The sequence below is a fragment of the Kibdelosporangium persicum genome (assembly GCF_013280595.1).
Classification (GTDB): domain Bacteria; phylum Actinomycetota; class Actinomycetes; order Mycobacteriales; family Pseudonocardiaceae; genus Kibdelosporangium; species Kibdelosporangium persicum.
Genome location: NZ_JAAATY010000034.1, coordinates 1 through 26,842 on the forward strand (window position 1 = coordinate 1; position 26,842 = coordinate 26,842).

Below are 26,842 nucleotides of genomic sequence, written 5' to 3' on the forward strand. Positions count from 1 at the left end.
TCCACCGCGAGTGGGGCGGCCGCGGCCGCGAACAACCTGAAGTACCTCGGGCAGTACCAGACCCAACGCGGTGCGCTGCTGTTCGGATACCGGTACTACCAGCCGGACTGGGGCCGCTTCACCCAACCGGACCCCACTGGGCAGGAACGGAACCCCTACAACTACGCAACGTGCGACCCGATCAACAACGTCGACCCGACCGGAGCGGCATCGTCCGCCTGCAAGAAAGCGGGCGCCGTAGCGATCGTGGCCATATTGGGGACGACCGCGACCTATGTGGCCACCGCGGCCACAGCTGGGGTGACCGCAGGTTTGGCAGTGGGCACGACGAACGCCTTTATAGGCGCTCTGGCTGGAGTGATATCGGCATGTTCGTAACCAGATGAGAACCACGTGAGGAGCGGTGTCTGCACATGGACAAGAAGACGAGAATTGCGTTCCTGACCGTCGGGGCGGTGGCCACGATGGTCGTTGTCGTCATGGCGGCCATTGAGCGGACACCGTTCCTCATCATCATGGCTGTCCTGCTGGCGGTGCTCTTCGTGACGTCACTCGTGACGATCAGGCGACACGCACGGAAGCAGTCGCAGTAGCGCGCATGCCGGGCCCCCGGAAGGCGCCTGCGGGCTCTATAGCAACGACACCAGCGCATGGCCGAAACCCGACGAACTAACAGGCGCAACAACTAGGTGACGCCATGGTGTACCGCCCGCACGCGACGACACACACCATGGTCCACTCACTCACCGTCGCCAGGCAAACGCCGGCGACGTAGGTACTGCGGCTATGGCCGCTTGAGCTGGATCGGCCCAGTGTGCAACTCGATAGGCAGCAGCCACAGGGCGAGCATCGCCAAGCCGGCCACGGTTGCCGTCAGGCACAGGAACCGCAACGTTCTTGGCCAGGTGCCAAGAACGAATGTGGTCAGACTAGTGCTGTGACCGGATACGTTCGCCGGGGTGTCAGGCCGCTGCGTGGATGGGGCGGCCGCCCCCAGCGGATGTGCTTCTCGCTGCGGATGCGAGCGCGTTCGCGGCGTTGCGCGGCCAGCACCTCGGGATGGCGGGCGTTGGCGTTGCGCCAGCGCAGATAGGCGTGCAACGCGCGGGTTTGCACGGTGTGGTTGGGGTGCTGGGAGTTGGCCAGGGTGAACTGCCGCAGCGGTCCGAAGTGGGCCTCGTCGGGTAGCGAGGACGCGTTGCCGCAGCCGCCGTACCTCATCCTCGACCGTTCGCCACTTCACAGCGTCCCAGTCGAGCAGTTACGTTCTACGCCAACGACCCCACATACGGAGAGTCTGCGAGATTCATCCGAGATGCCCAAACCGATATTACACTGACAAAACCAGGCATCAAGGGAAAGCAGGTGCCCGGCCGACTAGGTCACTCGCCCCTACACCGGCTGGCGCCACGATACGACATCAACAGCAACATCCCGGGGTCCCGTCGAAAGGTCCGCAGGACGTGTCGTCATTACTTCGGCGCAAAGTACACGTCCGGCCCCAACAACACGAAACGCGAGTGCGACGAATATCCCTTCGCGACGACGTACCAAAATGCGGCAAAGGTCAACGAACACGCGCTCGACTCCTTTGCGGTACGAGCGATTACCGCATCACACAACGGAACAGCAGGAAACCTCTACGGAACATGGCTCGGCAGCGACCACATCCTAGACGGCGATCCCTTCTACGTAGTCGTCCGATAACCTGACGACAAAGGTGGGCGCCCACCAACCCAGGACCGCGGAAGTTTCAGAGGTACCCGTGCCCCCAACCACCGTCGTCAACGACCACATCGTCATCGAGTACAGCCAGTTCCAACTGCAAGATTCAGCCGGTTTCCATCAAGCTGGCGCCCTCGACGTCGACGCCACCTCGCCATGGCGCGTGGTCGCCGGCCGCGGCGGCGCCAGATTCCACAGTGACTCCAACGACCGGGACGTGCCGGTGCGGCTGGAGGCATGGGACGTCGAACCGGACAAGCCCGACACCTCGTGGCAGACTGTCGCCCAGGGCATCATCGAGCCCGACTCCGCTGAAATTGGCCTGCGGCAGGTCACTGGCGAGCCAACCGAGCAACAACTCACCCTCGTCAAGACCGGGCCCCATCACATCCGCGCGTCGCTTCGCACCACCCTGGACACCGACAACGAAGAAGAGTACGAAACCGACATCCAGGAAGAATGGCTGATTCAGCTCTGGCCGGTCGACTGAGTACGCGGCGAGGCGGTCGCCCGCCGGTTGCGATACCACGCAGCAGCACCGGAAGCGACCAGGCCCACACCGAGTGACATAGGCAGAATCGGCCAGGACACGCCATCCTCGAAGTGATTCGGACACTCGGTGTCACATGGGTAAACAACCTTGTAGCCCTGCTGCGCCGAGCTCACCAACGCACCCTCACTCGGCAACAGCATGAAACCTGAACCGATTGCCACGCAGCAAGACGATCAGACCTCAGCGCCGCTGCGATCGTCAGCCGTCCGTCGAGCGTCATCGGACTGGCGTAACCGGGGCTTCTTCGAATCGCTGCAGCAACGCCGACACCGTCCAGCGCTCGTCGACGGCTCGCAACGCTCCCAACGAGCACTCTCCACATCGCAATCGGTAACCGGACGAGCAGCGCCCGACCACGAACCGTAGCCGTGTCGCCTCGGCCGCATACCGTTCACGCACAAGTGGCGCAGCGCAAGACCTGACACCGCAGACCACCCGATCGTGCAGTGACCGCTGTCGACACACCAACAGGTGAGAAAGGAGGTCTCGAACGCCGGTTAGCTGCAACCGCTAGGGACTGAGCACCGCCATGTCCCTTTAACGCGGCCTGGCATCCCTGTTGCTACACCGCTGTCATAGCCACACGCTCGCCCTCAACAGAAGGCGAGCGTGAGCTGCGGAAATATGTGGCGCACCCGAAGGGATTCGAACCCCTAACCTTCTGATCCGTAGTCAGATGCTCTATCCGTTGAGCTACGGGTGCATGTTCAGTTGTCGCTCAGCCGAGGCCGAACGTCCTGCGGAGGCTCCGGGATTTGAACCCGGGAGGGGTGTTATCCCCAACCGCATTAGCAGTGCGGCGCCATAGACCAGACTAGGCGAAGCCTCCCGGGGCCCTCGGCCGCTTCGGCGAGAAGAGTACTACAGGGCCCTGGGAGGCTCATAAAGCGGCCCCCTCATCGGCCCCCGGAGGCCAGGGTGACGAACGGTGCCAGCGAGTCCGGGTTGGCCAGTGCGTCCCTGCTCACGGCCTTGTCGGGGGCCACTCCGGCCAGGATCTTCTTGACCGGGACCTCGCATTTCTTGCCGTTCAGCGTCCTGGGGACCTCGGTCACCTCGATGAACCTGTTGGGCACGTGCCGGGGGGACAGCGCGGTACGCAGCTCGGCCCGCAGGCGGGGTTCGACGTCCGGCAGGGTGCTTCCGGGGGTCAGGACCAGGAAGCAGAGCAGCTCGCCCTCCGGCTGGCCGACGCCCGTGGTGTCGATCACAAGGGAGTCCGCGACCTCGGGAAAGCCCTCGACGACGCGATAGAACTCACTCGTGCCCATCCGGACCCCGCCCCGGTTCAGGGTCGAGTCGCTGCGGCCGTAGATCACCGCCGAGCCCCTGGGTGTGATTTTGATCCAATCTCCGTGCCGCCAGATGCCGGGGTACGGCTCGAAGTAGGAACCGCGCAGCCGCTCACCGGTCGGGTCGTTCCAGAACGAGACCGGCATCGAGGGCATCGGCTCGGTGATCACGAGCTCGCCCACCTGGTCGATCACTTCCTTGCCGTCCTCGTCGTACGCCGCCACGGCCGCGCCCAGCGCCCGGCAGGACAGCTCGCCGAGCCACACCGGGACCTCGGGGGCCGCGGCCACGAAGGCCGTGCAGAGGTCCGTGCCGCCGGAGACCGAGCAGATCTGGACGTCGCCGCCGATCTCGTCCACCAGCCAGCGGAAGCCCTCCGGCGCCAGCGGGGCGCCGGTCGAGCCGATCGCGCGCAACGCGCTCAGGTCGAACCGTGCCGCCGGTTTGACGTCGTTCTTCAGGCAGGACTGGATGAACGGCGCCGAGGTGCCGAAATAGGTCACCTTGTGCCGCTCGGCCAGCCGCCACAGCGCCGTCAGGTCCGGATATCCGGGATTACCGTCGAACAGCACGATCGTGCAGCCCACCATCAGGCCGGAGATCAGGTAGTTCCACATCATCCAGCCGGTCGTGGTGAACCAGAAGAAACGTTCTCCCGGTCCCAGGTCGCTGTGCAGCGCGAGCATTTTCAGGTGCTCGACGACGATTCCGCCGTGCCCCTGCACGATGCCTTTCGGCAGGCCGGTCGTGCCCGACGAATAGAGCACCCACAACGGGTGGTCGAACGGGACCGCGTCGAATTCCAGCGGCGCTTCGGTCCGCACCAGGGATGACCACGAAACCGTGCCCGGCAGGGTCGCGGCGTTGTCCAGGTAGTCGATCAGCACGGTGGCGCGCAGGCTCGGCATGTCGGCGCGCAGGGCGTCGATCGTCGGCCGGACGTCGAACGACCGTCCACCGTAGACGTAGCCGTTCACCGCGACCAGCACCACGGGCTCGATCTGGGTGAAGCGGTCGGCGATCGCGCGCGGGCCGAAGTCCGGCGAGCAGGACGACCAGGTGGCGCCGAGGCTCGCGGCCGCGAGGAACGCGACCAGGGTCTCCGGGCAGTTGGGCGCCAACGCGACCACCCGGTCCCCGCGTTTGACGCCGAGTGACATCAGCGAGGCCCGGACAGCGGCCACCTGGGCCCGCAGCTGGCCGTACGTCAATTGCGACGACTTCCCGTCCTCGCGGTGGAACACCACGGCCAGGTCGTCGTCGGGCTGGCCGGTCAGCGCCTGCTCGGCGTAGTTCACGGTCGCGCCGGGGAACCACGACGCGCCGGGCATCGCGGACGAGCCCAGCACGGCTGTCGGCGGCGAGTGGAAGATCACTCCGAGGAATTCGGCCACCGCGCCCCAGAACCCGGTCAGGTCCGTCGTCGACCAGCGCCACAACGCGTCGTAGTCGGGCAGGTCGAGATCACGGTTGGCGCGCAACCAGGCACGGAACTCCGCCAGCCGGGTCTCGGCTGCGGGGTCGGGCTGCCACAGCAACTCTGGAGTGGTCATGCCCCGTTCTTAGCTCATGGCCGACACGGAAACCACCATCTCGTCAGCCATAGCACCGAGCCGATACGGGTCAACAGGTGTGACGCTCACCCATCCCGCGACCGCACGCAGCGCGTACCGCCCGTCCGGAGTGTCCACCCAGGACATATGGGCTCGGTCACGTCCACGGCTGACGCCGATCCGGCCACCCCCCAGCCGAGTGGTCAACGCCCGCGCGACCATGCTGGCGTCCGTATGCCGGACACCGCTGTCCGTCAGGGTCCGCACGAACCCGGACACCCCGTCGTACACGCCCTCAGCGCACGCGGTTTCGTAGTCCGCGGCACGGATGTTCGTCGGTGCGCCAGGACCGGCCTGCAACGGGATCACGGCGTCCAGCAGGGCGCCGACGACTCGCTCCACCGGCCCGACACGGACCTCGTCGCTCACGCGTGCGGCCACGGCGTGGCCACGAGGGCCAGAGGCACCGATCGCAGCCAGCGACGAATCCTGGCCGTCGACGGTCATGTCCACGAGCGTGTGGTGCTCGGCCAGCAGCCGCAGCACACCCACGACATCACGAGCAGGCGCCTGCACCGTGCCGAGGTCACGGGCAACGAGAGTGGCCGAGGCCTCGTCCATCAGGACCTTCCGGGACCTGGTGGTCCGGCCGATCGCCGGAATGCCCAGCGCCAAGGGGACCGGGCCGAACCCGAGGGCGGTCCAGAGCAGCACGAACTCGGCCGCGGACAACTGGATCCACCCGGAACGCGGATCACGCACCGCTGGTGTCCTCCCCGATCACGGGCGGCGCGAGCCGGTCGGCGATGCTGAACAGGTCGGCGTCGCCTTCCAGGTACTTCGGCGCCTTGCGCTCCTGGTCCTCTTCCTTCCCACCACCCGCCATGCCACCCATCGGCGTCATGCTCATGCCACCACCCGCCGCGGATGCGGCGGCCGGTGCCACGCGTGGAGCCGGTCGCCCCTCCTCGGCGGGCGGAGGAGGCGAAGCTCCCACGCCCCCGGGCGGCGGCGTCAGCGGCCTGGCAGGAGGCTGTTCACCGGGCGAAACAGGGGAAACAGGGGTGATCGGCGCGGACGGACCGCCGCCTCCGGCAGGCACACGACCGGCCGGAGGCGTGACCGGAGGCGCCGGCGGCTGAGGCGGCGGGTTGGGCGGCTGAGGCTGGGGCGGCTGGGGCGGTGGTGGCACCGGAGGCTCCTCAGGAGCCCGGTACACGCCGCGGGTGACCGGCGGCGAGAACTGCGGCACGGTCCCGTAGACCTCCTGCGAGGCGGTCTGGAACTGCTGCATCACGCGTGCGGCTTCCTGGTGCGCGGCGTGCTGCTGGTGAGTCGGTCCGTGCGGGTCCCTGACGATGTCCGGGGCGGACTCGAAGGCCGCACTCATCGGGGACGTGCTGGTGGTCGACGGTGGCGGCGGCGGGATGGTGGGCCGGAACGTCGGCACCGGCTCGGGCATGTGGCGCCGCGCGTTCTCCGCGTTGCTCGCCTCCTGCGCCACCAGGCCGGAGACGTCCTTGGCGGTGATGCCCGCGTCAGTGGCCCACGAGGACAGCGCCGCCAGGCTGCCACGTGCCTGGTCGGCGGCCGCGCCCTGCCAGGCGTCGAGTGACATCGCAAGCGCTTGCGCCAGCTCGTCGCCGATCTCCTGAAGTGCGATCCCGAGCACCGACCACTTCGCGGCGACCGCGTTGGCGCCCGCGACGTCGATCCCCTGGTGTGCCATGTCGTAGAGCTGCTCGTGGCTGAAGGTCATCCAGTCCACGTCGTCGTACAACGCGTCTTCGCCAGGCTTCGGCTGCGGTTCGGGTTCCGGCCACGGCATCGGCTGGATCGTCATCGTGCCTCCAGCCCGAACGGCGACATGAACGTCCGCAGCTTCTTGGCGGCGTCTTCGTCGGTCACCAGGTACCGGCCGGAGGCGACTTGGATGACCGACTGCAGATCCGCCAGCACCTTGCTGAACGCCGTCAGCACGGGCGTGACCGACGAGTTCCCGCCGGACGCGGTGTGCTGCAAGCGGTCCGCCACGGTCCGGCCGACGAAGTTGGCGCCGAACTTCAACGGCTGGTCCAGGTCGGCGCACTCGACGACCAGGTCGTCCACCCGTTCCCGCAGCCGGGCGACGGTCGCCAGCAGCGCACTGGCCGCCGCGGGATCCAGCGTCAGCCCTTCGACCTCGGCCTTGCGCTTGGTCTCCTGCACCTGGCCGGCGACCGGGGCGAGCCCGGCGGCCGGTGCCGAGAAAGCGGGTGTCGGCTTGGGTTTCTCCGCCATGTCGCGCACGATACCCAGGAAGGGCCTACCTCAGGTGCGCATCGAACCAGTTCAGTGTCCGGTGCCAGGCCTCGGTCCCGGCGCCGGGGTCCGCGTCGAACCGGTGCCCGGCGCCGGGATAGCGCACCACGTTGGTCGCCACCTGCGCACCGGCCGCCGCATCACGGAGTTTCTCCACCTCGGACGAGTGGATCACGTCGTCCTGGTCGCCGTAGATGCCCAGCCACGGGCACTTCAGGTCACCGGCCACCTCCACCAACGGCGGCAGAGCCGTCGAGACCGGCTGGATCACGCCGGAGGCGCCGACACTCACGGCCGCGCCGATGGACCGTTCGGCGGCGACCACCATGGCGGCGGTACCGCCGAGGTCGAAGCCGACCACGCCCATCAGGTCCGCGGTGATGCCACGCTCGGCCAGCACGGCGAAGGCGATGTCGCTCGCGGCCAGCACCGCGTCCCCGGAAAGCTGTCTGACCTGCTCTTCCTGTGGCAGGGAGTCGTCGTAGAGGTGCGGCGCGACGGCCAGCCACCCCTCGGCGGCGAGGGCACTCGCCAACAGGCGCACTGTGCCGGTCACACCGCCGGCCTCGTGCAACACCACCAGGCCGCCCCGGACGACCTGTTCCGGCTCCGCGACGGTCAGCACAGCCGACCGACCGTCCTTGAGCTGGAACTTCTCCGTGCGTGTCTCGGTCATGGCTCCACCCAATCACGTAGGGGTGAACATCAGTCAACGTGACCAAACAGACGAGCCAATCACGATAGACCGTCCAGCAAGAGCCCGGAATATCGCCTCCCAGTCCAAATTTCGGCGCGTCGCCCGCCGCCGGGGGGTTACCGTGCGCGTGTGCGTGAACCTGAAGTGACGAGCGTTCGGGCCCGTGCCGATCTGGCGACGCTGCCGTCGTACGTGCCGGGCCGGAGCATTCCCGGGGCGATCAAGCTGGCCAGCAACGAGGTCTCCGGCGGGCCGCTGCCCAGCGTGGCGAAGGCGATCGCGGACGCGGCCATGCAGGCCCACCGCTATCCGGACATGGGCGCGGGCGAGCTCACCGCGCGGCTGGCGGCCAAGCTCGGCCTGCCCGAGACACAAATCGCCGTCGGGTGCGGGTCGGTGAGCCTGTGCCAGCAGCTGATCCAGGCGACCTGCACCGCGGCGGACGAGGTCGTGTTCGGCTGGCGGTCGTTCGAGGCGTATCCGATCGTGACGCAGGTCGTAGGCGCGAAGCAGGTCCGCGTGCCGCTGACCGACGACCACGCGCTGGACCTGGACGCGATGATCGCGGCGATCACACCGCGGACCCGGCTGATGTTCGTGTGCACGCCGAACAACCCGACCGGCACGCTGGTCCGCAAGGCCGAGCTGGACCGGTTCCTCGACGCCGTGCCGTCCAATGTGCTCGTTGTGCTGGACGAGGCGTACTTCGAGTTCGTCACCGACCCGGACGCCACCGACGGCATCGACTACTTGCGCGAACGCGACAACATCGCCGTGCTGCGGACGTTCTCCAAGGCGTACGGCCTGGCCGGTCTGCGAGTCGGCTACTGCGCGGCCTCCGAGGAGATCACCGCCGGTGTTCGCAAGGTCTACGTGCCGTTCAGCGTCAACCACCTCGCGCAGGCGGCCGCGATCGCCTCGCTGGACGCGGAAGACGAACTGTTCCAGCGGGTGCACGAGATCAAGGGCGAACGTGTCCGGGTACGCGACGAGCTGATCGCCGCGGGTTACGAAGTGCCTGAGACGCAGGCGAACTTCGTGTGGCTCCCGCTCGGTGAACGCACCGCCGAGTTCAACGACCACTGCCTTGAGCACAAGGTCGTGGTACGGGCGTTCGTCGGCGACGGCGCCCGCGTGACGATCAGCACACCGGAGGAGAACGACGTTTTCCTCACCGCGGCCAAGTCCTTCAGTCGATAACCAGCAGCACCACGGCGACCAGTCCAACGAGGACGATCAGCCCGCGCAGGACCGTCGGCGGCAGCCTCCGGCCGATTCTGGCCCCGAGCACGCCGCCGACGGTGGAGCCCGCCGCGATCATCAGCACCACCCACCAGTCGACGTCCGCGATCGCCACGAAGACGATGCCCGCGACCAGGTTCACGCCCGCGGTCAGCACGTTCTTCAGCGCGTTCAGCCGTTGCAGCCGCTCGTCCATCAGCACGCCGAGCATGCCGACCAGCAGAACTCCTTGCGCGGCACCGAAATAGCCGCCGTACACGCCCGCGCCGAACGTGGCGGCGATGGCGCTGACACCGCCGTGCTCGTGGCGTTCCATCGAGGCGAGCTTGCGGGACAACCACGGCTGCGCCAGGACCAGGCTCAACGCGATCACGATCAGGACCGGCACGACCGCTTCGAACACGTCCGGTGACAACACGAGCAGCAGCAACGCTCCCGTCACACCACCGAGCAAGGACGCACCACCCAGACGGAGCAAGCGTTTGCCTTGCCCGGCCAGCTCCCTGCGGTAGCCGATCGCCCCGGCCACACCGCCCGGCACCAGCCCGATGCTGTTGGACGCGTTGGCCACCACCGGCGGATAACCGAGCGCGAGCAGCACCGGGAAGGTGATCAGCGTGCCGGAACCGACGACCGTGTTGATCGCCCCGGCACACACGCCGGCCAGTGCGACCAGTGTCGCCTCGAAGGGAGTCATCCCGGGGATCGTGACACGTGCCCGGGGCTCCCGAGTGGCCGAGGTCGTGAGGATCACCGAAGATGGCCAGAGGACTACACGGAGAGTGACCATCGGGAAGTGATCTGCATGCGCGCGTCGACCGCCGTTGTGGGCGTGATCACGCTCGCCGCGACTCTGACCGGCCCTGCCGCCGCCACTGCCGAGCGCACGGTCAGCTACCGCGGGTACGAACTGGACGTGCCCGCCGGGTGGGCGGTGATCGACCTGGCCGAGCACCCGGCCGAATGCGTCCGGTTCGACCGCAACGCGGTGTACCTCGGCACCCCGGGCCCGGACCAGCGTTGTGCCGCCGGCGGAGCGGGCCATGTCACCGACGCCGTGCTGATCGAACCGGTGGGTGACCGGACGCGGGTCACGGTGACGGGTGAGCGCTACGCCGCGCTGGCCAAGCGCGCCGACGAAGCCGTTCCGCCCGGCGGGGTGAAGACCGTCCAGCCCGGTGTCTACACAGGACTGGGGTTCGACGCGTGCGCGGCACCGTCGCAGAGCGCGATGGACGCGTGGCTCGGCTCACAGTTCCGCGCGATCGGCGTGTACATCGGCGGCATCCACCGGGCGTGCGCTCAGCCGAACCTCACCCCGGGCTGGGTCGGCAAACAGGTCGGCAAGGGCTGGCACCTGATTCCGACCTACGTCGGTCTGCAAGCACCCTGTACGTCCTACCGGCACCGGGTCGACCTGGACCAGGACATCGCGCGCCGACAGGGCCGGGAGGGCGCGGCCGACGCGGTCGCGCACGCGGCGAAGCTGGGGATGAGCCCAGGCACCGTGATCTACAACGACATGGAGGCGTACAACATGGGCGACGAGCCGTGCAGCGCCGCTGTGATGTCGTTTTTGAGCGGCTGGACGGACCAGCTGCGGGAACTCGGTTACCAGTCCGGCGTGTACAGCAGCGCCGGCTCGGGGATCTCGGATCTGGTGCGCAACTACGACAACCGCGCGTACTCGCGGCCGGACCATATCTGGTTCGCCTGGTGGAACGGCCAGGCGAATGTGGACGGTGGCCGGTTCCTGCCCGCCGAGCTGTGGCCGGACCGGCGGACCCACCAGTTCCTCGGCGGGCACGACGAGTCGTACAACGGCGTGACGATCAACATCGACAGCAATTACCTGGAACTCAAGTAGTTCTTCCCGTGACGAACTCACACAACGCGAGAAGCGCCGCCCGCGCGGGGATGTCCGGCAGGTCGTGGAGCATGTCCTTGGCCCGCTGGACATGCAGATCCGCCTCCTGCCGCGCCCGCCGTAACCCGGGTGACGCCCGCAGGATGCCGATCACCTCGGCCCGGCGCGTGTCGTCGGTGATCGGTTCGGCGACCAGTGCGGCGATGGCCGGATCGTGCTCGATCGCATAGAGCACCGGCAGTGTGACGATCCCCTCGCGCAGGTCGGTTCCGGGGGCCTTGCCGAGATCACGCTCGTGCGCCTCGATGTCGAGGACGTCGTCGGAGATCTGGAACGCCATGCCGATCAGCTCGCCGTACCGGTCCAAGGCGCTGACCACATCGGGGTCCGCGCCGGCGACCATCGCGCCGAGCCGGATCGCCATCGCGATCAGGGAAGCCGATTTGTCCGACATGACCCGCAGGCAGTGCCCGACCGGATCCGCCCCCGGTGGGGCGCCGACGGTTTCGGCCATCTGGCCCCGAACGAGCCGACCGAGCGTACGAACTTGCAGGCGCAGTGCGGAATCACCGAGGCTCGCGCCCAGATCTGCCGCCCTGGCCAGCAAATAGTCACCGAGCAGCACCGCGACGGTGTTACTCCACCTGGTGTTGGCGGTGACCACGCCGTGCCGGATCGGCGCCTCGTCCATCACGTCGTCGTGGTACAGCGTCGCGACGTGCACGAGTTCGGCCACAACCGCCGCGTCCAGCACCTTGTCCGTGCGCGATTCACCGAACTGGGCCCCGAGCAACACCATCATCGGCCGGAACCGCTTGCCACCGGCGTCGATGAGATGCGCCGCGGCCTGGCTGAGAAACGCGTTCTGTGAATCCCGCAACGTGTCCCGCAGCCGGACCTCGACCTGGTCAAGCTGGCCGCGCAGGGTTGCGGCCAGCTCGTCGTCGACCGCTTCGATGATCGCGCGTGGACTGGAAAGCCGGGCCGCGGCGGTTGTGTTCATAGCGTTCACGGTCACCTTGCCGCAGGTCCCGGCACATCGGCCGGTGGAGCGAGGGCAATCCCTCGCAGGAGGGAGATCCGCGCTGTAACGCTGGGACCCCTGCCGGGGATCTGTCCGGTAACCAAACCGGTTAGGACGGCTATGGGTGGCAGACCGTGGCACTGGATCGCCGCAGGAACGGCCGCGGTCGCGGTCGTCGGCGCGGTACTGATGAACGACCCGTCAGGCGTCAACAGGTTCAGGTCGCAGCCGTTCGCGACAGTTGACCACGTCCCCGAGGTGGGCAGCCCGATCATCGCGACGCCGACGCTGGACGCGACCACGATCAGCCAGGCCACCTCGGCTCCGCCACCGGCGGCCACACCGACGAACGCGCAGCCGCGGCAACGTCCGCCGTCGGCGCCGCCGTCCAGGAACGACCCGCCGGACGCGCGGCGGTGGACGATCACCATCACCGTCCCGCGGATTCCGGTGTACTTCCCGAACTGCCACACCGCCAGGCTCCTTGGCGCGGCACCCATGCACCGCGGCCATCCGGGCTACCGCGAGGAGCTCGACAACGACCGTGACGGTGTCGCTTGTGAGCGGTAGAACCACAGGCGCCACTGCCCATGTAACGCGCTCCGGCACAGCGGGGACAAGCAGGTGTCCGGAGGTGAAGGTATGACGACGGAATCGAAAACGGCGGCATGGGTGGTGGGCCTGGTCGCCGTGCTGGCGATCTTCCTCACCTTCTTCTTCGAGGACGGCAAGCCACAGTCGACGATCCCCGGTGACCTGCCCGGCAAGACCGCCGTCGTGGCGGACAACCAGCTGCGGAAACTGGGATTCGCCAACATCATGTACATGTCGGACATCGGCGGCTCGGCCGTCGTCCGTCCGGAATGGACCGTCGTGTCGGTCGAGGGCGCCGGCCAGACCGTCGGACTGGACGCCTGGATCACCGTCCGGGTCCGGTGAACGCCGCCGCCAGCACACCGAGGGTCGCCCAGTCCGCGCGGCCGTTGTCCAGAATCTCCCCATACGTGCGTACTTCGACGAATGTTCGTTCCGAATCCTCGGCCACGCCGTGCGGCCCGGGATTCGCACGGGCCTGGGCGATCTCGCCGTCGGTCAGCTCGACACAGAAGACGTGCACCCGATGCGCGGACAGTGTGGCGATCACCTGCCGAACCTGGTCGCGCCGCAACCTTTCCGGCGCTACCCGCAACCCGGTCTCCTCGGCCAGTTCGTGCACGGCCTGGGTGGCCGGGTCGCCCTGGACCACTCCGCCACCCGGCAGCTCGTGCACGTATCCGTCGGCCGAGCACGACGGCGACCGGAACTCCCGGACGAGCACGACCTCGTTCTGCCGTGCGGTCGGACCCGGCCGATAGGCCACAATGGACACGACATCCGGACGGCCGAGCACGATCTCGTTGTGCTTCACCCGGTCCTCCGCGGCCACCCGCACCCGCGCGTGGAACGCCCAGAGGAACTGGCGGTGAATCCACAGCAAACGGCCACCCAGCAGGACGTTCCCGGCCTTCTGCTGGGCGGACACCCAGTTGTGGAACGTCGGAATCCGCCACGCGAGCAACGGCACGTGCCGCTCACCGTCGCGCCTGCGTGCGCCTTCGCCCAATAACGCGAGAGTCGCCCCGATCGTCTCCGGCAACGTCGACGTCACCTGTGCGCCGCGCTGTCGTGCGCGATGCTGCATGTATCGCACGTGCTGGGCGTTCTGTGGCGCCCCGAGCACCACCCGGCCGGAGGACTCGTACCGGCCGAACTCGATGTTCGTGGTGAGCCCCGGCAGCGTGGACATCTCCCTGGGCACCCAGAAGAGAATCACGTCCGCCGCGTCGAGCCACCGCTCCTCCCAGGCGATCTGGTTGTCGTACGACGGGTATCGCCTGCCGTCCTGAGGTTCCGGCACGAACACGACGAGGCTGGCGTCCTTGGTCCACTGTCGCTGGATCTCGGCGATGGCCGCCGGTCGCCACGACGCCACGTCGTCACGGCGCGGCGTCGGACCTGCCAGGAAGATCGAGGCATCCCACTCGTCCGGCGGTTCCTGGCCCGCGTACACGACGTCCATCACGCCGGCTTTCTGGCCACGACCACGCTGTAGCCCGCGGTCGTCGGCCGGAGGTGGACGTCCTCGAACCCGATCGGCACCAGGATCTCGGCCAGTTCCGGGGTCGAATAGCACTTGCCGGTCGTCATCAGCATCATCCGCACCGAGAACTCGGCCTGCCGCAACGGACCCGACTTGGTGTCGTCCAGGTGCATGTCGTGGTCGACGAGCACGCCGCCGGGCGGCAGGGCGGCGAAGGAGGCCGCGGCCAGTTTCGCGATCGCCCGCGGATCCCAGTCGTGCCAGACGTTCGAGTACAGGTGCAGGTCGAACCCGGGCGGCAGGTCGCCGAACATGTCGCCGGCGATCACGTCGACCCGGTCGGACAGGCCACGGGCCGCGATCGACTCACGGCTGACGTCCACCACCGAGGGCAGGTCCAGCACGGCGGCGGACGTGCCGGGCAGGGCCTCCACCAGAGAGCACGCGTAGACGCCCGAACTCCCCCCGATGTCAAGAATCTTGTCAGGCCGCCCGATTTCGCCGAGCGCCTCGGCCAGCGCGGGCGACAGGTACACGCCACGGGCGTTCATCGCGGCGCTGAACGTGTCGGCGAAGTCGTTCTCCGCCATCCGGTCCAGCCAGTCGCCACCTTCGCCCTCCCAGGGCGCGGGACGGCCGGTCCTGAGCACCTGCACCACTTCCCTCACGCCCGGCCGGTTGCTCACCGAGCCCGCGTAATGCCGCAGGTCAACGCTCGCACCAGCCTTCAGGTACCGCGTCGCGGGTTCGGCCGGCTGCACGGCGCCGTCCGGCAGGCGTCGCAGAAGTCCCAGTGCCACAAGGTATGTCAGGGTGACGTCCGCGGCACGCTCGTCGATCTCGAGCAGTTCGCTGAGCTGACGGGCGGTTGCCGACTCCCGCTCGGCCAGCCGGGTGAAGAGGTCGAACTCGGTCACCACCGCCACGAACAAGTCCGCCGCGTAGGTGCTGTTCACCAGTCCGACGATGTCGCCGGGCCCCAGTATCCTCATGCATTGATCTTGGCTGGGGGGCAACGCGTCCGCAATGGTCAGCCGACTTCCTCGACAACGCTCGTGCCCGAACCGTCGCGGGACTCCCACTCCCATTTCTCGTTCAGCCGCAGCCTGCCGTCGGGCAAAGTCTCGACCGTGGCGACGCAGTGGCCGGTATTCGTCTCCCCCTCGGTATTCAGTTGGGTGTACCGAAAATCCAGTCGATCGCCGTCCCTTGTGCCGACCAGGTAACCGCGGCTGATCTTTCCGCCGGAGTACTCGGCCCAGATCTCGCCGTCCTTCTCGTGGTACGTGAACAACGTCGACGCCTCGACCTCGCCACCGACCGTGTCGGCCACCGCCCTGAACCGCCTGCCGTCCAGACTGCCCACCGGTTTCCCTCCTCTTCAATGTCCAGTTTCCGCCCATAAGGGCAATCTCTCCAAGCCTACTGTCAGCATTGGTCACCGTAGGGAACCGCTGATGCACTACGTGTGTTCACCCGGCCTGGAGTGAAACATTTCGGCCGTATAGTCGATGTTTCCGGCAGGAGTGCAAGATTTACGCAAGCGCGGTGCGCCATCCTGGTCACGACCTGAGGGGGGTCAAATGACTGTCTACACGTTCGCACACAACCGAATCGACATCACGCCGACCAAGAACAACGGCGGCAATCCATGGATGGCCGGGTACGGCTGGCGCCCGAGGGCCAGCCGGCTTTACATCGCGAACCGGAAACTGTACGCCGACTGCATCGCCATCAAACCGGACTCCGCGCCGCCGCTGGTGATGGTTCGTCTTGATGTCGTCAGCATTCCGCCGGTCGTGCACAACGAAATTCGTGACCACGTCGTGACCCAGGGACACACGAACGTGCAGTCGTTCATGATGGTGTCCAGTCACACGCATTCCGGGCCGGTTCTGCCCGAATCGCCCGATCCGTACATCATTTTCGGACTGAGCCCGACAAGCCTGGTCCGTGTCCAGGCGTACAGCGACTGGCTGGTCGCCGCGGTGAAGCAGCTCGTCGACGACACCATCGTCGAACTGGCGGGCCAGACCGAGCCGGTGACCCTGAAGTACGACGAAGGCACCACGAGCGGACTGGTCGACAACCGCAGCGGCTTCCCCGACACGCTCCCCCAGGTGCCGATCCTGGCCGGATACCGCGGCACCACCAAGGCGTTCGTCCTGTTCGGCTACGCCGCCCACCCGGTGTGCCGTGGCGACGAAGGCTTCTACGACAGCGACTACCCCGGCGTGGCCACCAAGGTCATCGAGGACGCGCTCGGCTGCCCGGCCCTGTTCTTCCTCGGCTGCGCGGGTGACCAGAACCCGCTCATCCGTGGCGGCAACGCGGAGACCGTGGCGACCGGGAACGCCATTGCCCACGCCGTGCTCAACAGGCTCCAGAACGGGCTGCAATCGGTCGACGGCGACGTCGTCCGCGAGCTGGAGACCGCCTCACTGCCGCTGGTCCGGGACACGGAGAACGCGACCGAACGCGAGGCGCTCATCCAGGCCTACAAGGCGCGCAAGAACATCCCCGGCCTCGAACCGCAGAACGTCCGGTTCTGCGACCAGATGCTGGCCGAACTCGGCGACAACACCTCGCCCAACCACGTCGACGTGCCCATCCAGTGCTGGAAGTTCGGCACCGACTTCGCGATCATGGGCATCGGCGGCGAAGTCATCTCGCGCTACGACACGTTCTTCCGCTCGCAGACCCAGCGGCGGCTGTGGGTGATGGGGTACGCCAACGCCGTCCCGTGCTACATCTGCGACGACAAGCTGCTCTGGGTCGACCGCTACGAGTCCGGGTGGACGAGCACCGACGGGCCCACCATCTCGGGCTTCGGGACGAGCATGATGCCGTACGCGTGGCCCGTGCCGATGAAGGCTTCTCCGACGAACACCACCCCGCCGGCGCCGGGCACCGCGGAGCACGCGATGCGCACGACCGGTCTGACGGTTCTCGGCTGAAAAGCCAGGCGGTCCGGCTTCGCAGGGGGGCCGGACCGCCCGTTGGACTGCGATAACGCCGCCAACGGCGGTTAGCCTTAGGTGGTGACCGCTGAACCCCGCTGGCTGACCGACACCGAACTGCGGTCCTGGCGCGCGTACGTGATCGGCAGCGAGCGGCTGCGTCAACGCCTCAACACCGAACTGCAGGACAACCACAACCTGCCGCTGGCGGACTACGAAGTACTCGTCCGGCTCTCCGAGCAGGAGCACGGCCGGATGCGGATGACCCAGCTGGCCGAAGAGGTCGCCCAGTCCAAGAGCAGGCTGTCGCACCAGATCTCCCGCCTGGAAGCCGCCGGGCTGGTCCGCCGCACGCACTGCCCGAGCGACGCGCGCGGCGTGCTCGCCGAGATCACCGACAAAGGCATGGACCAACTGCGCTCGGCGGCGCCGACACACGTGGAAGGCGTCCGTGACCACCTCATCGACCTGATCAGCCCGGAGGAACGGGCGGTGCTGGCGAACGTCTTCGAACGCGTGCTGACCCACCTCGGCAGAAGCTGAACCCGCACGCCCGAGGTCATTTCGGACCCGGCCATCGGCTAGGCTCGGCGGCGGTAGCGTGTCCGAGCGGCCGAAGGAACATGTCTTGAAAACATGAGAGGGTTCACGCCCTCCGTGGGTTCGAATCCCACCGCTACCGCGGACTCGGGCGACCTGTGTCTGCGAAGAGCGCAGACCGGGTCGTCCGCCGCTATCTTTGGGGGACGACCCCCAAACCCCCGATTGAACGACGTGTGTCCGCCGAAAGCGCGGACCACGTCGCGGTAGATGTGTCTTCTGGGGGCCCGGCCCCCAGACCCCCACGCCGAGAGGCTCCGCCCCTCGGACACCCCCACCCCCAACTCACCACCATGCCGCTCACGTGACCTGTGTCCGCCGAAAGCGCAGACCACGTCGCGGTAGATGTGTCCTCTCAGGGCCCGGCCCCCAGACCCCCACGCCGAGAGGCTCCGCCCCTCGGACACCCCCACCCCCAACTCACCACCATGCCGCTCACGTGACCTGTGTCCGCCGAAAGCGCAGACCACGTCGCGGCAGACGTGTCCTCTCAGGGCCCGGCCCCCAGACCCCCACGCCGAGAGGCTCCGCCCCTTGGACACCCCAACCCCGGTTCGGTGTATTAGCGCTCCAGGGCTGTGAGCAGGTCGCGGAGCAGAGCGACGAGGTGGGTCCGGCGCTCCTCGGGCAGACCGGAGAGCAGTTCGCGTTCACAGTCGAGCCGGGCCTCGACGACCCTGTCGATCAGGGAACGGCCCTCGATGGTGAGTTGGACCTGGGTGCCGCGGCGGTCGGCGAGGTCCTTGGCGCGGGCGACCAGGCCGCGTTTCTCCAGCCGGTCCAGCCTGTGCGCCATCGTGCCTGAGCTGATCATCATGGCGGCCTGTAATCGTCCTACCGTCAGCACGAAGGGCGATCCGCTGCGGCGCAGGGACGCCAGGACTTCGAACTCCCAGCTCGCCAGGCCGTGGTCGGCGAGGGTGTCGTCCACGCGGCGTTCGAGCAGGGCCGCCAGGCGGGCGATACGGGCGGTGACGGCCAGGGGCGCCGGGTCGAGGTCCGGTCTCTCCCGGCGCCACCGCTGAATGATCTCGTCGACCGTGTCGCCCACACCGGAAGTCTGCCAGTTCGGCCCGGCACGGCGCCGAAAACGTCCTGTTCGGACAGTGACGGGACATTTCACCGGTTCAGGCCCCTTGTGACCGGCGACACAAAGGTGCATGCTCGAAGGCAGGGTTGGTCCGAACGTGTAACGCCGTGCCAGCCGAGGCGCGGCGACCAGCCGGAAAGGGTAGGTGATGCCGTGGCACAGCGCTTAAGCGAGAAGGTCGCGCGCTCCCTGCCGCATCCCCGCGGCTGAGCTGAGGGACATCGGCCCGGTCGCGACTGCGAGCGGCGGGTCCAGCCCGCTCGATCTGCGCATCGCGCGTCGACGCGTTGAGTTCCCGCTCGGGACTCCGCGCCAGCCGGGTGCGGGCGTGGCGGCCAGACAAGTCCATCCGATGCGGGTGCGGCGTTTCAGAGTACGCCGCACCCGGCTATATATCGTTGACGTCCACACACCACGGAGGCGACGTGGAATTCAACGACGACGCGGGACTGGACACCTCTCAGGTCGAGGACATGCGGTCATCCGGCGGCGGTGGCGTCGGTGGCCGGGTGCTGCTGGGCGGCGGCGGGCTCAGCATCGTCGGCCTGATCATCTACTTCGTGATGTCCCAGCTCGGCGGGGTCGGCGGGCTGGACGGTACCTCGGCGAGCGGGCTCGGCGATGTCGGCTCGGGCCAGCGCGTGGACAACGCCAGGATCTCCGAGCAGTGCAGGACCGGCCGGGACGCCAACACCAACCACGACTGCGCGCTGGTCGCGGTGATCAACTCGGTGCAGGGCTACTGGCGTGACCAGTTCGCCCGGTCCGGCCAGACGTACCAGCAGGCACCCACCAACTTCTTCAAGGGCGGCGTGCGCACCGGCTGCGGCAGCGCGACCGCCGACGTCGGCCCGTTCTACTGCCCGGCCGACTCCGAGGTCTACATCGACCTCTCGTTCTTCGACCAGTTGCAGAGCCAGTTCGGCGCGCAGGGCGGCACGTTCGTCGAGGCGTACGTCATCGCGCACGAATACGGCCACCACGTGCAGAACCTGCTGGGCACGTCCGACCGGGTACGGACCCAGCGCGGCCCGACCTCCGACGCGGTCCGGCTGGAACTGCAGGCGGACTGCTACGCGGGCGTCTGGGCCAACCACGCGACGACCACGCCGAGCGCGAACAACGGCCAGCCGCTGATCAAGACCATTACCGACGACGACATCCGGCGTGCGCTGGACGCGGCCGCCCGGATCGGCGACGACTTCATCCAGCGGGAACTGGGCGGCGGCCAGGTGGACGAAAGCCAGTTCACCCACGGCACCTCCCAGCAGCGGGAGAAGTGGTTCACCACCGGCATCCGGTCGGGCAACCCGGCCGAATGCGACACGTTCCGCACCACCAACCTCGGCTGAACCCCTCGTGAGTGTTTATCAGGGTTAGAACACCGATAAACACTCACGAGGGGGGAACTAGCTGGCGGGGTCGTGGTCGTGTGTTGCCGGGGCCGCCATGGTCCTGGCTGCCGACCGGATCTCGGCTCGCTGGGTACGCGGAGGCACGCCGTTGACGGCTTCCGTGCTGATGCCGTACGCCGTGATGACGTACGAGATCGCCTTGGCCTGCTTGGCCAACGCGCCACGGTTCAGGTTGTACAGGTTGTCGCACGCCTGGTGGTAGCACTTGTCGTAGGCGACGTCGGCCTGTCCGCCCCATTTCGCGGCCTGCGCGGCGGTCTTGAGCTTCTCGGCGCCGGTGAACGTGCCGCCCGCCGGGATGCCCTGGAGGACAAATTCCGCGTAGTCCGACCGGGAGTCGAAGTCCGTGCCCTCGGTCTGCACCCCGTTCGCGGCGAACCGGGCCTGCAACGCCGACTCGATGGCCGCCGACCCGGTCGGTCCGGGACCGGCACCGACGCCGTCGGAGTTGTCGCCGTCGAACACGAAGAACCCGGCATTGGGCGAGCCCACCATGTCGAAGTTCAGATACAGCGCGATGTCCAGCTGCTGTTCGAAGGTCAGGGACCGCACGTACTGCGTCGAGCCGACGAGGCCGAACTCCTCGGCACTCCACCACGCGAACCGGACGGCGTTGTTCACCTTCGGCGACCCGCCGAGCTGCAGGGCCGTCTCCAGCAACACGGCCGAGCCGCTGCCGTTGTCGTTGATGCCCGGGCCCGCCGCGACGCTGTCGAGGTGCGCACCGGCCATCACGACGTTGTCCTTGCGCCCGGTTTTGGTCTGCGCCAGGACGTTGAAGCTGCGGCGTGCTTCCTCGGTGGCCCGCGCGTCGACGGTGACCGACGCAGGCGGATCAGCCGCCAGCGCCTCGCCGTCGGCCAGCGTGACGCCTACCGTGGGGATACGGGCGTTCGCCGGGTCGCTCAGCGTTCCGCCGAGGGGCGCCGACTCGGGCACGTTGTTGTAGATGACCGCGGCGATCGCCCCGGCGTCCGCCGCGACCTGCTGCTTCTGCGCGAACGTGCAGCCGCCGCGCTTGATCAGGGCGACCTTGCCTGCGACGTCGAGGCTCGTGTAGTCGGTCGCCTCGCAGCCGGGCGTGTCGTCGACCGGCACGGGCACGAGCGGCGCCGTGACGCCACCTGCCGGGGTGGACTTGCTGTACGTGAACATGTGCGTCGGCACGGAGCGACCGTCCGCGGTCAGCGTCTCGTTCTGCACGACGAAGTAGATGAACGGGAACTCGTGCGTCGTGACGTCGAATCCCGCGGCGCGCATCTTGTCCGCGATGTAGTTGGCGGACTGCTGGTGCCCCGCGCTGCTCGCGACCCGGGTGCCACCGGTCCGGTCGGCGAGGCGCTGGAACGCGATCAGATGGCGGTGCACACCGTCCACAGTGACTTTGCGTGAGATCCGCTCGGGCAGCGCGTCACCCTGCGGAGCGGCGGTGGCCGGCACGGCGGTGAGCGCGAACCCAGCGGTCGCGGCGGCGATGACCGCCGCTAACCGGGTTTTCGCCTTGACGGGCATGAACGTCCTCCCTGCGATGGTGGGCCGTCACCCTCTCTCCGGCCACGTCGCGGGTCAAGAGTTACATGCGAATATGGGCATTTATCAGGTGTCCGAACCGTCCGAAACGAGTAGGTGACGGCACCCGTCCAGCCCATCGACCTCGATCGACCACTCCGGACGGACGAACTGCTCGCGGGTCATCGCCAGCCGGACGTTGATCCCGAGCTTTCCCCTGATGGCAAGCCTTTGCGTGCCGTCCGGCCGGTAACCGAGCTTGCTGCTCACGTTGTGTGAAGCCGCGTTGTCACTGAACGCAGCCGACGTCATGACCTCCGCGCCCAGGTGGTCGAACGCGAACATGGCCACGGCGGCGCGCATCTCGGTGCCGTATCCGTTGCCCTGATAGGCCATGCCCAGCCAGGAACCGGTGTGCACCTCGCGTGTGATCGCGAAGTCCCTGCCGGTCGCACCCTGCATGCCGACCACCCGGCCGTCCACTCTGGCCAGAAAGTTGAGGGTCCAGTCCGACGGGCTGAGCGACGCCCGTGTCGCCCAGTAGAACTGGGCCCATTCCCGCGGGTGTCGGTCGGTCCACGGCACCACGAACGGCATCTTGTCGGGCGCGTGCACCCCGGCCTTGGCGACCTCGATCAGTTCGAACAGTCCCGCGTCGTCGTCCGGGCGCAGTTCAAGGCGTGGTGTACGGATAACGAGATTCCGGAAGGGCCAAGGATCCATGCCCCGAGCGTATTCGTGCCCGCGAGCGGTTTACCGTGGTGATGTGTATGCAATCGTTGCCCGCGAGCCGGGTGGACCTGACGTACTGGAATGGACCGAGGTGCCGGACCCGCAGGCGGGGCCGGGCGAGGTGCTGATCGAGGTGGCGGCGAGCGCGGTGAACCGTGCGGACCTGCTGCAGCGCCAGGGCTTCTACCCGCCGCCGCCGGGCGCCCCGAACATCATCGGCCTGGAATGCTCCGGCACCATCGCGGCGCTGGGCGAAGGCGTGACGGACTGGCAGGTCGGCGACGAGGTGTGCGCGCTGCTGGCAGGCGGCGGCTACGGCCAGCGCGTCGCCGTCCCCGCAGCCCAGGTACTCCCCCTGCCCGCGGGTGTGGACCTGGTGACGGCCGCGTCCCTGCCGGAGGTCGCGTGCACGGTGTGGTCGAACATCGTCCAGCACGCGGGCCTGCGCTCCGGCGAGATCCTGCTCATCCACGGCGGCGCGGGCGGTATCGGCACGCACGCCATCCAGGTCGGCAAGGCCCTCGGGGCGACCGTCGCCGTGACCGCCGGATCGGACGAGCGCCTCGCCAAGTGCGCAGCCCTGGGCGCGGACATCACCATCAACTACAAGACCCAGGATTTCGTGGAAGTACTGGGGAAGCGCGGCGCCGACGTGATCCTCGACAACATGGGAGCGTCCTATCTGGACAGGAACGTCACCGCGCTCGCCAACGACGGCAGGCTGATGGTGATCGGCTTCCAAGGTGGACGGAAGGCGGAACTGGACTTCTCGAAGCTGCTGCCCAAGCGCGGAAGCGTCACGTCACTGGGGCTTCGCGGCCGTCCGGTGAGCGGCCGGGGCAGCAAGGCCGAAGTGGTCGCGGGCGTCCGTGAAGGCCTGTGGCCCCTGATCGCGGAGGGCAAGGTCAAACCGATCGTGCACGAAGTCCGCCCGATGCCGGACGCGGCAGGCGCGCACACGGCACTGGAGGCCGGCGGCGAGGTCTTCGGCAAGATCATCCTCAAGCCCTGACCCCACCGGATCTTCCCCGCCCTACCTGAAGGCATTCCCCCGCCCATCCCGGGGGCCGGCCCCGCTCCATTCTATCGGGAATGGGCGGTTGAGCAGCGGAAACAAGGGGCGAACCCGTGCGAACGGTCCGTTCGCACGGGGATCACCCGGATGGCCCAGGGCCCGCTTGGTCGCCCAGGGCCCACCTGGTGGCGAAGGTTTGCCTCGCGTCTCAGGTCCGCCTCATGGCCCAGGTCCGGCCAGTCGCCGAGGGTCCGGCCGGTCACCCAGGCCCGCCTGGTGGCCCCAGGGTTCGCGTGGTCGCCTGGCGTCCGCCCTAGTGGCCGAGAGTCCGGCTAGCGGCCCGGCGTCCGGCTTATCACTCAGCCCGGCCAGCCGCTCAGCCCGGCCAGTCGCTCAGGTCCGGCCACTCGCTCAGGCCCGCCTCGCCGCCAGGTCCGGCTAGCGGCCCAGGTCCAGCTGGCCGACGAGGCCCGCCTCGTGGCGAAGGTTTGCCTTGTCGCCAGGTCGGCCTCATTGGCCCAGCGTCCGGCTCGCCGCCAGGCCCGCCTGGTAGCCCAGGTCCACCTGATCACCGCCGAGGTCCGCCTGGTGGCGAAGGTTTGCCTTGTCGCCCCTGGCCCGCCCCAGGCCCGCCAGTCCGGCCAGTCGACCAGCGCCCGGCTAGCGGCCGAGCGTCCGGTTAGTGGCGGAGGTCCGCCACCGCGTCCACCAGCTGGTCGACCTCGCTCGATGTCGTGTAGTGCGCCAGGCCGACTCGTACCGCGCCGCCGACTTCGCTGACACCCAGCGCCGAGAAGACACCGCTCGGCACGTCGTCGGCGAAGGCGCAGATTCCCCGGTCCGCCAGCGCCACGATCGCGTCCGACGCCTTCATGTCGCCGATGGTGAACGCCAGGACCGGGATTCTGCGCATGGCGTCGCCGATCACCATCACGTTGCGGACCGCCCGCAGTTCCGAGATCAGCTTGGCCAGCAGGCCCGCCAGGTACGACTTCGCCGACGACATCGATGTCAGCAGCCGCTCGCGGCGCGTTCCGGTCGCCGTGTCGTCCAGCATCGCCAGGTAGTCCACCGAGGCGACCAGGCCGGCCAGCAGCGGGTACGCGTGGGCCCCCAGCTCCAGCCTGTCCGGGCCACGGGAACCCGGGTCCAGTGAGCTGGCTGGTAACCGGTCGAGCAGGTCCGGGTCGGCGAACACGAGCGCGCCCACTGCCGGGCCGCCCCAGGCCGAGGCGGACACGGCGATGATGTCCGCGCCCATCGCCTCCATGTCCAGCGGCATGTACGGGGCCGCTGCCGAGGCGTCGACCACCATCAACGCGCCCACGCTGTGCGCGATGTCGGCGATTTTGCGGACGTCCGGTCTTGTGCCGACGGCACCGGACGCGGCCGTGACCGCGACGACCTTCGTGCGACGGGACATCAGGCTCTCGTACTGCCACGCGGGCAGCTCGCAGGTCTCGATGTCGATCTCGCCCCATCTGATCGCCGCGCCCGGCCGTTGGGCCGCGCGCAGCCAGGGGGCGATGTTGGCCTGGTGGTCCAGCCGGGACACCGCGACCTCGTCACCGATCAGCCAGCCGCTGCCCATCGCCTCGGCGAGCCGTTGCAGCAGTACGGGCACGTTCGGACCGAGCACCACCCCGGCGGGATCACCCCCGACCAGATCGGCGACCGCCCGGCGGGCGGCCTCCGCGATGGCCTCGGCCCGTTGTGACGCCGGGAAGGCGCCACCAGGTCCGGACACGGGTGCGCGCATGGCCGTGGCGACGGCCATCGCCACCTGCTCAGGCACCTGCATACCGGCCGATGCGTCCAGGTGGATCCAGCCGTCACCCAACGCGGGGAACAGCCCACGGATCCGAGCGACGTCGAACGCCATGGCCACACCGTACGGACCGGCCCAAGTGTCGCGACCGCTACCCTCGGGTATGTGGTCTTTCGGGGGGCACGACGGCTTCCATGAGCGGGTCAGGATGGGACAGATGAGCCAGCCAGAACAGAACGGCAAAGACGAGGCGCACCACGTGGTCGTGGTCGGACCGGACGGTTCGCCGTTGGGCGCCGCGCGCATCCCGGACGGCTCGGAGGAGGGTGACAAGCCCGAGCAGATCGGCGACATGGTGGAGCAGCCCGCCAAGGTGATGCGGATCGGCACCATGATCAAGCAGCTGCTCGAGGAGGTCAGGGCCGCTCCGCTGGACGAGGCCAGCCGGACCCGGCTCAAGGAGATCCACGCCTCCTCGATCAAGGAACTCGAGGAGGGCCTGGCGCCTGAGCTGCGGGCCGAGCTGGACCGGCTGACCCTGCCGTTCACCGACGACAGCGTCCCGTCGGACGCCGAGCTGCGGATCGCGCAGGCACAGCTGGTGGGCTGGCTGGAAGGCCTGTTCGCGGGCATCCAGACCGCCTTGTTCGCCCAGCAGATGTCCGCGCGCGTGCAGCTCGAGCAAATTCGCCGTGGCGCGTTGCCGCCCGGTCTCGGTGAGCAGCAGCAGTCGCACGACGCGACGCGTGGCCAATATCTCTGAGGCAACTCCGCGGGGGCGCCGGGCGTCTTCGGTGATGTGCGGGGATGGATAAGAGCCGTCCTGGTCGCCGGGGTTCTCGTGGTGTTCTCCGGCTCACTTTTCGGGCTGTGGAGCTTCCAGGTGATCGGTTACGACCGGATCAGCGGCCAGGCGACATTCGATATCAACGGGGTCGTCGGGCCGGACACCGGCTCGACGTGCCCGGCCGACAAACGCTATGTCGACGAGCAGCCGGCCGGGCTGCGCGACGACGTGCTGGCGGCGTACCAGCAGCTCAGGGCGGAGGCGGCCAGGCAGAACGTCACGCTGTGCCTGCACGACGGCAAACGCAGCGCCCGCCAGCAACAAGCCCAGTTCGACGATTACGTCCGGCGCTACGGCACCCGTGAACTGGCGCGCAAATATGTCCTTCCGCCGGACGAATCGATGCACGTGAAAGGCGTCGCGATCGACGTCCAGCCGTTGTCCGCGTCGGGCTGGCTGGAACGCAGCGCCGGCGCCCATGGCTGGTGCAGACGATATGAGAACGAACCATGGCACTTCGAGTACGACCCGGAATACCGCAAAGGATGCCCGGCGCTGCTGCCGCACGCCTAACGGACATACCATGCATTTCCATGCGCAGCACAGGTGTTCGGCGACGTGGTGACCGACC

General features: G+C 68.1%; 29 protein-coding genes and 3 tRNA genes. 15 read left to right on the forward strand and 17 right to left on the reverse strand.

Annotated features, from left to right (window positions below):
- Positions 1-378 (forward strand): RHS repeat-associated core domain-containing protein (locus tag GC106_RS38805; RefSeq protein WP_173140932.1); only part of this gene is annotated, 378 nt, incomplete at its 5' end.
- A gap of 35 nt (positions 379-413) precedes the next feature.
- Positions 414-593: a hypothetical protein gene (locus GC106_RS38810; RefSeq protein WP_173140934.1), complete on the forward strand. Its 180-nt coding sequence runs from the start codon at positions 414-416 to the stop codon at positions 591-593.
- Between the two features lie 331 nt (positions 594-924).
- Here the strand turns inward: GC106_RS38810 and GC106_RS47195 are convergent, their stop codons facing one another.
- Complete coding sequence (locus GC106_RS47195; RefSeq protein ID WP_217281502.1) at positions 925-1,221, reverse strand: hypothetical protein; 297 nt, start codon at positions 1,219-1,221, stop codon at positions 925-927.
- A gap of 144 nt (positions 1,222-1,365) precedes the next feature.
- On the opposite strand from GC106_RS47195, the gene GC106_RS49970 reads away from it, so the two are divergent.
- Positions 1,366-1,707 carry a NucA/NucB deoxyribonuclease domain-containing protein gene (locus GC106_RS49970; RefSeq protein ID WP_173140936.1) on the forward strand — a complete coding sequence of 114 codons (342 nt, stop codon included), beginning with the start codon at positions 1,366-1,368 and terminating at the stop codon, positions 1,705-1,707.
- A gap of 58 nt (positions 1,708-1,765) precedes the next feature.
- Positions 1,766-2,215 carry a hypothetical protein gene (locus tag GC106_RS38825; RefSeq protein ID WP_173140937.1) on the forward strand — a complete coding sequence of 150 codons (450 nt, stop codon included), beginning with the start codon at positions 1,766-1,768 and terminating at the stop codon, positions 2,213-2,215.
- Between the two features lie 690 nt (positions 2,216-2,905).
- On the opposite strand, the gene GC106_RS38830 is transcribed toward GC106_RS38825, so the two are convergent.
- The 7 genes from GC106_RS38830 to GC106_RS38860 form a co-directional block, all read right to left on the reverse strand.
- Positions 2,906-2,981 (reverse strand) — tRNA-Arg (locus GC106_RS38830).
- Positions 2,982-3,018: 37 nt separating this feature from the next.
- A tRNA-Ser gene (locus tag GC106_RS38835) sits at positions 3,019-3,107 on the reverse strand.
- A gap of 67 nt (positions 3,108-3,174) precedes the next feature.
- Positions 3,175-5,124: an acetoacetate--CoA ligase gene (locus tag GC106_RS38840; protein WP_173140939.1), complete on the reverse strand. Its 1,950-nt coding sequence runs from the start codon at positions 5,122-5,124 to the stop codon at positions 3,175-3,177.
- 9 nt (positions 5,125-5,133) lie between these two features.
- Positions 5,134-5,886 (reverse strand): ESX secretion-associated protein EspG, encoded by a 753-nt coding sequence (locus tag GC106_RS38845; RefSeq protein ID WP_173140941.1) that lies wholly within the window; start codon positions 5,884-5,886, stop codon positions 5,134-5,136.
- Positions 5,879-6,967, reverse strand: a complete 1,089-nt coding sequence (locus tag GC106_RS38850) for a hypothetical protein (RefSeq protein ID WP_173140943.1) — start codon at positions 6,965-6,967, stop codon at positions 5,879-5,881. Before GC106_RS38850 ends, GC106_RS38845 begins: the two co-directional genes overlap by 8 nt.
- Positions 6,964-7,404, reverse strand: coding sequence for a hypothetical protein (locus tag GC106_RS38855; RefSeq protein ID WP_173140945.1), 441 nt, complete (start codon positions 7,402-7,404; stop codon positions 6,964-6,966). The genes GC106_RS38850 and GC106_RS38855 overlap by 4 nt, the downstream gene beginning before the upstream one ends.
- Before the next feature lie 25 nt (positions 7,405-7,429).
- A complete protein-coding gene (locus GC106_RS38860; protein ID WP_173140947.1) occupies positions 7,430-8,101 on the reverse strand; it encodes a dienelactone hydrolase family protein in 672 nt (223 codons plus the stop codon).
- A gap of 150 nt (positions 8,102-8,251) precedes the next feature.
- On the opposite strand from GC106_RS38860, the gene hisC reads away from it, so the two are divergent.
- Positions 8,252-9,322, forward strand: coding sequence for a histidinol-phosphate transaminase (hisC, locus tag GC106_RS38865; RefSeq protein WP_376777811.1), 1,071 nt, complete (start codon positions 8,252-8,254; stop codon positions 9,320-9,322).
- On the opposite strand, the gene GC106_RS38870 is transcribed toward hisC, so the two are convergent.
- The gene (locus tag GC106_RS38870) at positions 9,312-10,061 is read right to left on the reverse strand and encodes a sulfite exporter TauE/SafE family protein (RefSeq protein WP_173140949.1); all 750 of its coding nucleotides are present in this window, start codon (positions 10,059-10,061) and stop codon (positions 9,312-9,314) included. The genes hisC and GC106_RS38870 overlap by 11 nt on opposite strands.
- Before the next feature lie 108 nt (positions 10,062-10,169).
- On the opposite strand from GC106_RS38870, the gene GC106_RS38875 reads away from it, so the two are divergent.
- A complete protein-coding gene (locus GC106_RS38875; RefSeq protein ID WP_173140951.1) occupies positions 10,170-11,231 on the forward strand; it encodes a DUF1906 domain-containing protein in 1,062 nt (353 codons plus the stop codon).
- Here the strand turns inward: GC106_RS38875 and GC106_RS38880 are convergent.
- On the reverse strand, positions 11,224-12,234 hold the full coding sequence (locus GC106_RS38880; protein ID WP_173140953.1) for a polyprenyl synthetase family protein: 1,011 nt from the start codon (positions 12,232-12,234) through the stop codon (positions 11,224-11,226). The two genes, GC106_RS38875 and GC106_RS38880, sit on opposite strands and share 8 nt — an antisense overlap.
- Before the next feature lie 141 nt (positions 12,235-12,375).
- On the opposite strand from GC106_RS38880, the gene GC106_RS38885 reads away from it, so the two are divergent.
- Positions 12,376-12,825, forward strand: coding sequence for an excalibur calcium-binding domain-containing protein (locus tag GC106_RS38885; protein ID WP_173140955.1), 450 nt, complete (start codon positions 12,376-12,378; stop codon positions 12,823-12,825).
- A gap of 72 nt (positions 12,826-12,897) precedes the next feature.
- Positions 12,898-13,194 (forward strand): hypothetical protein, encoded by a 297-nt coding sequence (locus GC106_RS38890; protein WP_173140957.1) that lies wholly within the window; start codon positions 12,898-12,900, stop codon positions 13,192-13,194.
- On the opposite strand, the gene GC106_RS38895 is transcribed toward GC106_RS38890, so the two are convergent.
- Genes GC106_RS38895 through GC106_RS38905 form a run of 3 tightly spaced genes read right to left on the reverse strand, consistent with a single transcriptional unit; the run spans position 13,175 to position 15,701 of the window.
- Complete coding sequence (locus GC106_RS38895; protein ID WP_246367857.1) at positions 13,175-14,314, reverse strand: nucleoside 2-deoxyribosyltransferase domain-containing protein; 1,140 nt, start codon at positions 14,312-14,314, stop codon at positions 13,175-13,177. The two genes, GC106_RS38890 and GC106_RS38895, sit on opposite strands and share 20 nt — an antisense overlap.
- Complete coding sequence (locus tag GC106_RS38900; protein ID WP_173140960.1) at positions 14,314-15,327, reverse strand: methyltransferase; 1,014 nt, start codon at positions 15,325-15,327, stop codon at positions 14,314-14,316. The genes GC106_RS38895 and GC106_RS38900 overlap by 1 nt, the downstream gene beginning before the upstream one ends.
- A gap of 38 nt (positions 15,328-15,365) precedes the next feature.
- Positions 15,366-15,701, reverse strand: a complete 336-nt coding sequence (locus GC106_RS38905) for an avidin-fold protein (RefSeq protein WP_173140962.1) — start codon at positions 15,699-15,701, stop codon at positions 15,366-15,368.
- Between the two features lie 217 nt (positions 15,702-15,918).
- Between GC106_RS38905 and GC106_RS38910 the strand changes: the two genes are divergently transcribed.
- From GC106_RS38910 to GC106_RS38920, 3 genes are all read left to right on the forward strand, one after another.
- Positions 15,919-17,292, forward strand: coding sequence for a hypothetical protein (locus GC106_RS38910; RefSeq protein WP_173140964.1), 1,374 nt, complete (start codon positions 15,919-15,921; stop codon positions 17,290-17,292).
- Positions 17,293-17,373: 81 nt separating this feature from the next.
- Entirely contained in the window at positions 17,374-17,838 is a 465-nt protein-coding gene (locus tag GC106_RS38915; protein ID WP_173140966.1) for a MarR family winged helix-turn-helix transcriptional regulator, read from the forward strand.
- A 52-nt stretch (positions 17,839-17,890) separates the two neighbouring features.
- Positions 17,891-17,977, forward strand: a tRNA-Ser gene (locus GC106_RS38920).
- Positions 17,978-18,457: 480 nt separating this feature from the next.
- Here GC106_RS38920 and GC106_RS38925 read toward each other — a convergent pair.
- Positions 18,458-18,946, reverse strand: a complete 489-nt coding sequence (locus tag GC106_RS38925) for a MarR family winged helix-turn-helix transcriptional regulator (RefSeq protein WP_217281503.1) — start codon at positions 18,944-18,946, stop codon at positions 18,458-18,460.
- A gap of 464 nt (positions 18,947-19,410) precedes the next feature.
- On the opposite strand from GC106_RS38925, the gene ypfJ reads away from it, so the two are divergent.
- A complete protein-coding gene (gene ypfJ, locus GC106_RS38930; protein WP_173140970.1) occupies positions 19,411-20,337 on the forward strand; it encodes a KPN_02809 family neutral zinc metallopeptidase in 927 nt (308 codons plus the stop codon).
- Positions 20,338-20,394: 57 nt separating this feature from the next.
- Here ypfJ and GC106_RS38935 read toward each other — a convergent pair whose 3' ends face one another.
- Positions 20,395-21,912, reverse strand: a complete 1,518-nt coding sequence (locus GC106_RS38935) for a M28 family metallopeptidase (protein ID WP_173140972.1) — start codon at positions 21,910-21,912, stop codon at positions 20,395-20,397.
- 84 nt (positions 21,913-21,996) lie between these two features.
- Positions 21,997-22,632, reverse strand: coding sequence for a GNAT family N-acetyltransferase (locus GC106_RS38940; RefSeq protein ID WP_173140974.1), 636 nt, complete (start codon positions 22,630-22,632; stop codon positions 21,997-21,999).
- A gap of 43 nt (positions 22,633-22,675) precedes the next feature.
- Between GC106_RS38940 and GC106_RS38945 the strand changes: the two genes are divergently transcribed.
- A complete protein-coding gene (locus GC106_RS38945; RefSeq protein ID WP_173140976.1) occupies positions 22,676-23,653 on the forward strand; it encodes an NAD(P)H-quinone oxidoreductase in 978 nt (325 codons plus the stop codon).
- Positions 23,654-24,335: 682 nt separating this feature from the next.
- On the opposite strand, the gene GC106_RS38950 is transcribed toward GC106_RS38945, so the two are convergent.
- Positions 24,336-25,538, reverse strand: a complete 1,203-nt coding sequence (locus GC106_RS38950) for a cysteine desulfurase-like protein (protein ID WP_173140978.1) — start codon at positions 25,536-25,538, stop codon at positions 24,336-24,338.
- 103 nt (positions 25,539-25,641) lie between these two features.
- On the opposite strand from GC106_RS38950, the gene GC106_RS38955 reads away from it, so the two are divergent.
- Positions 25,642-26,187 carry a bacterial proteasome activator family protein gene (locus GC106_RS38955; protein ID WP_173140980.1) on the forward strand — a complete coding sequence of 182 codons (546 nt, stop codon included), beginning with the start codon at positions 25,642-25,644 and terminating at the stop codon, positions 26,185-26,187.
- 36 nt (positions 26,188-26,223) lie between these two features.
- Complete coding sequence (locus tag GC106_RS38960; protein ID WP_173140982.1) at positions 26,224-26,784, forward strand: D-alanyl-D-alanine carboxypeptidase family protein; 561 nt, start codon at positions 26,224-26,226, stop codon at positions 26,782-26,784.
- Positions 26,785-26,842: the final 58 nt, after the last annotated feature.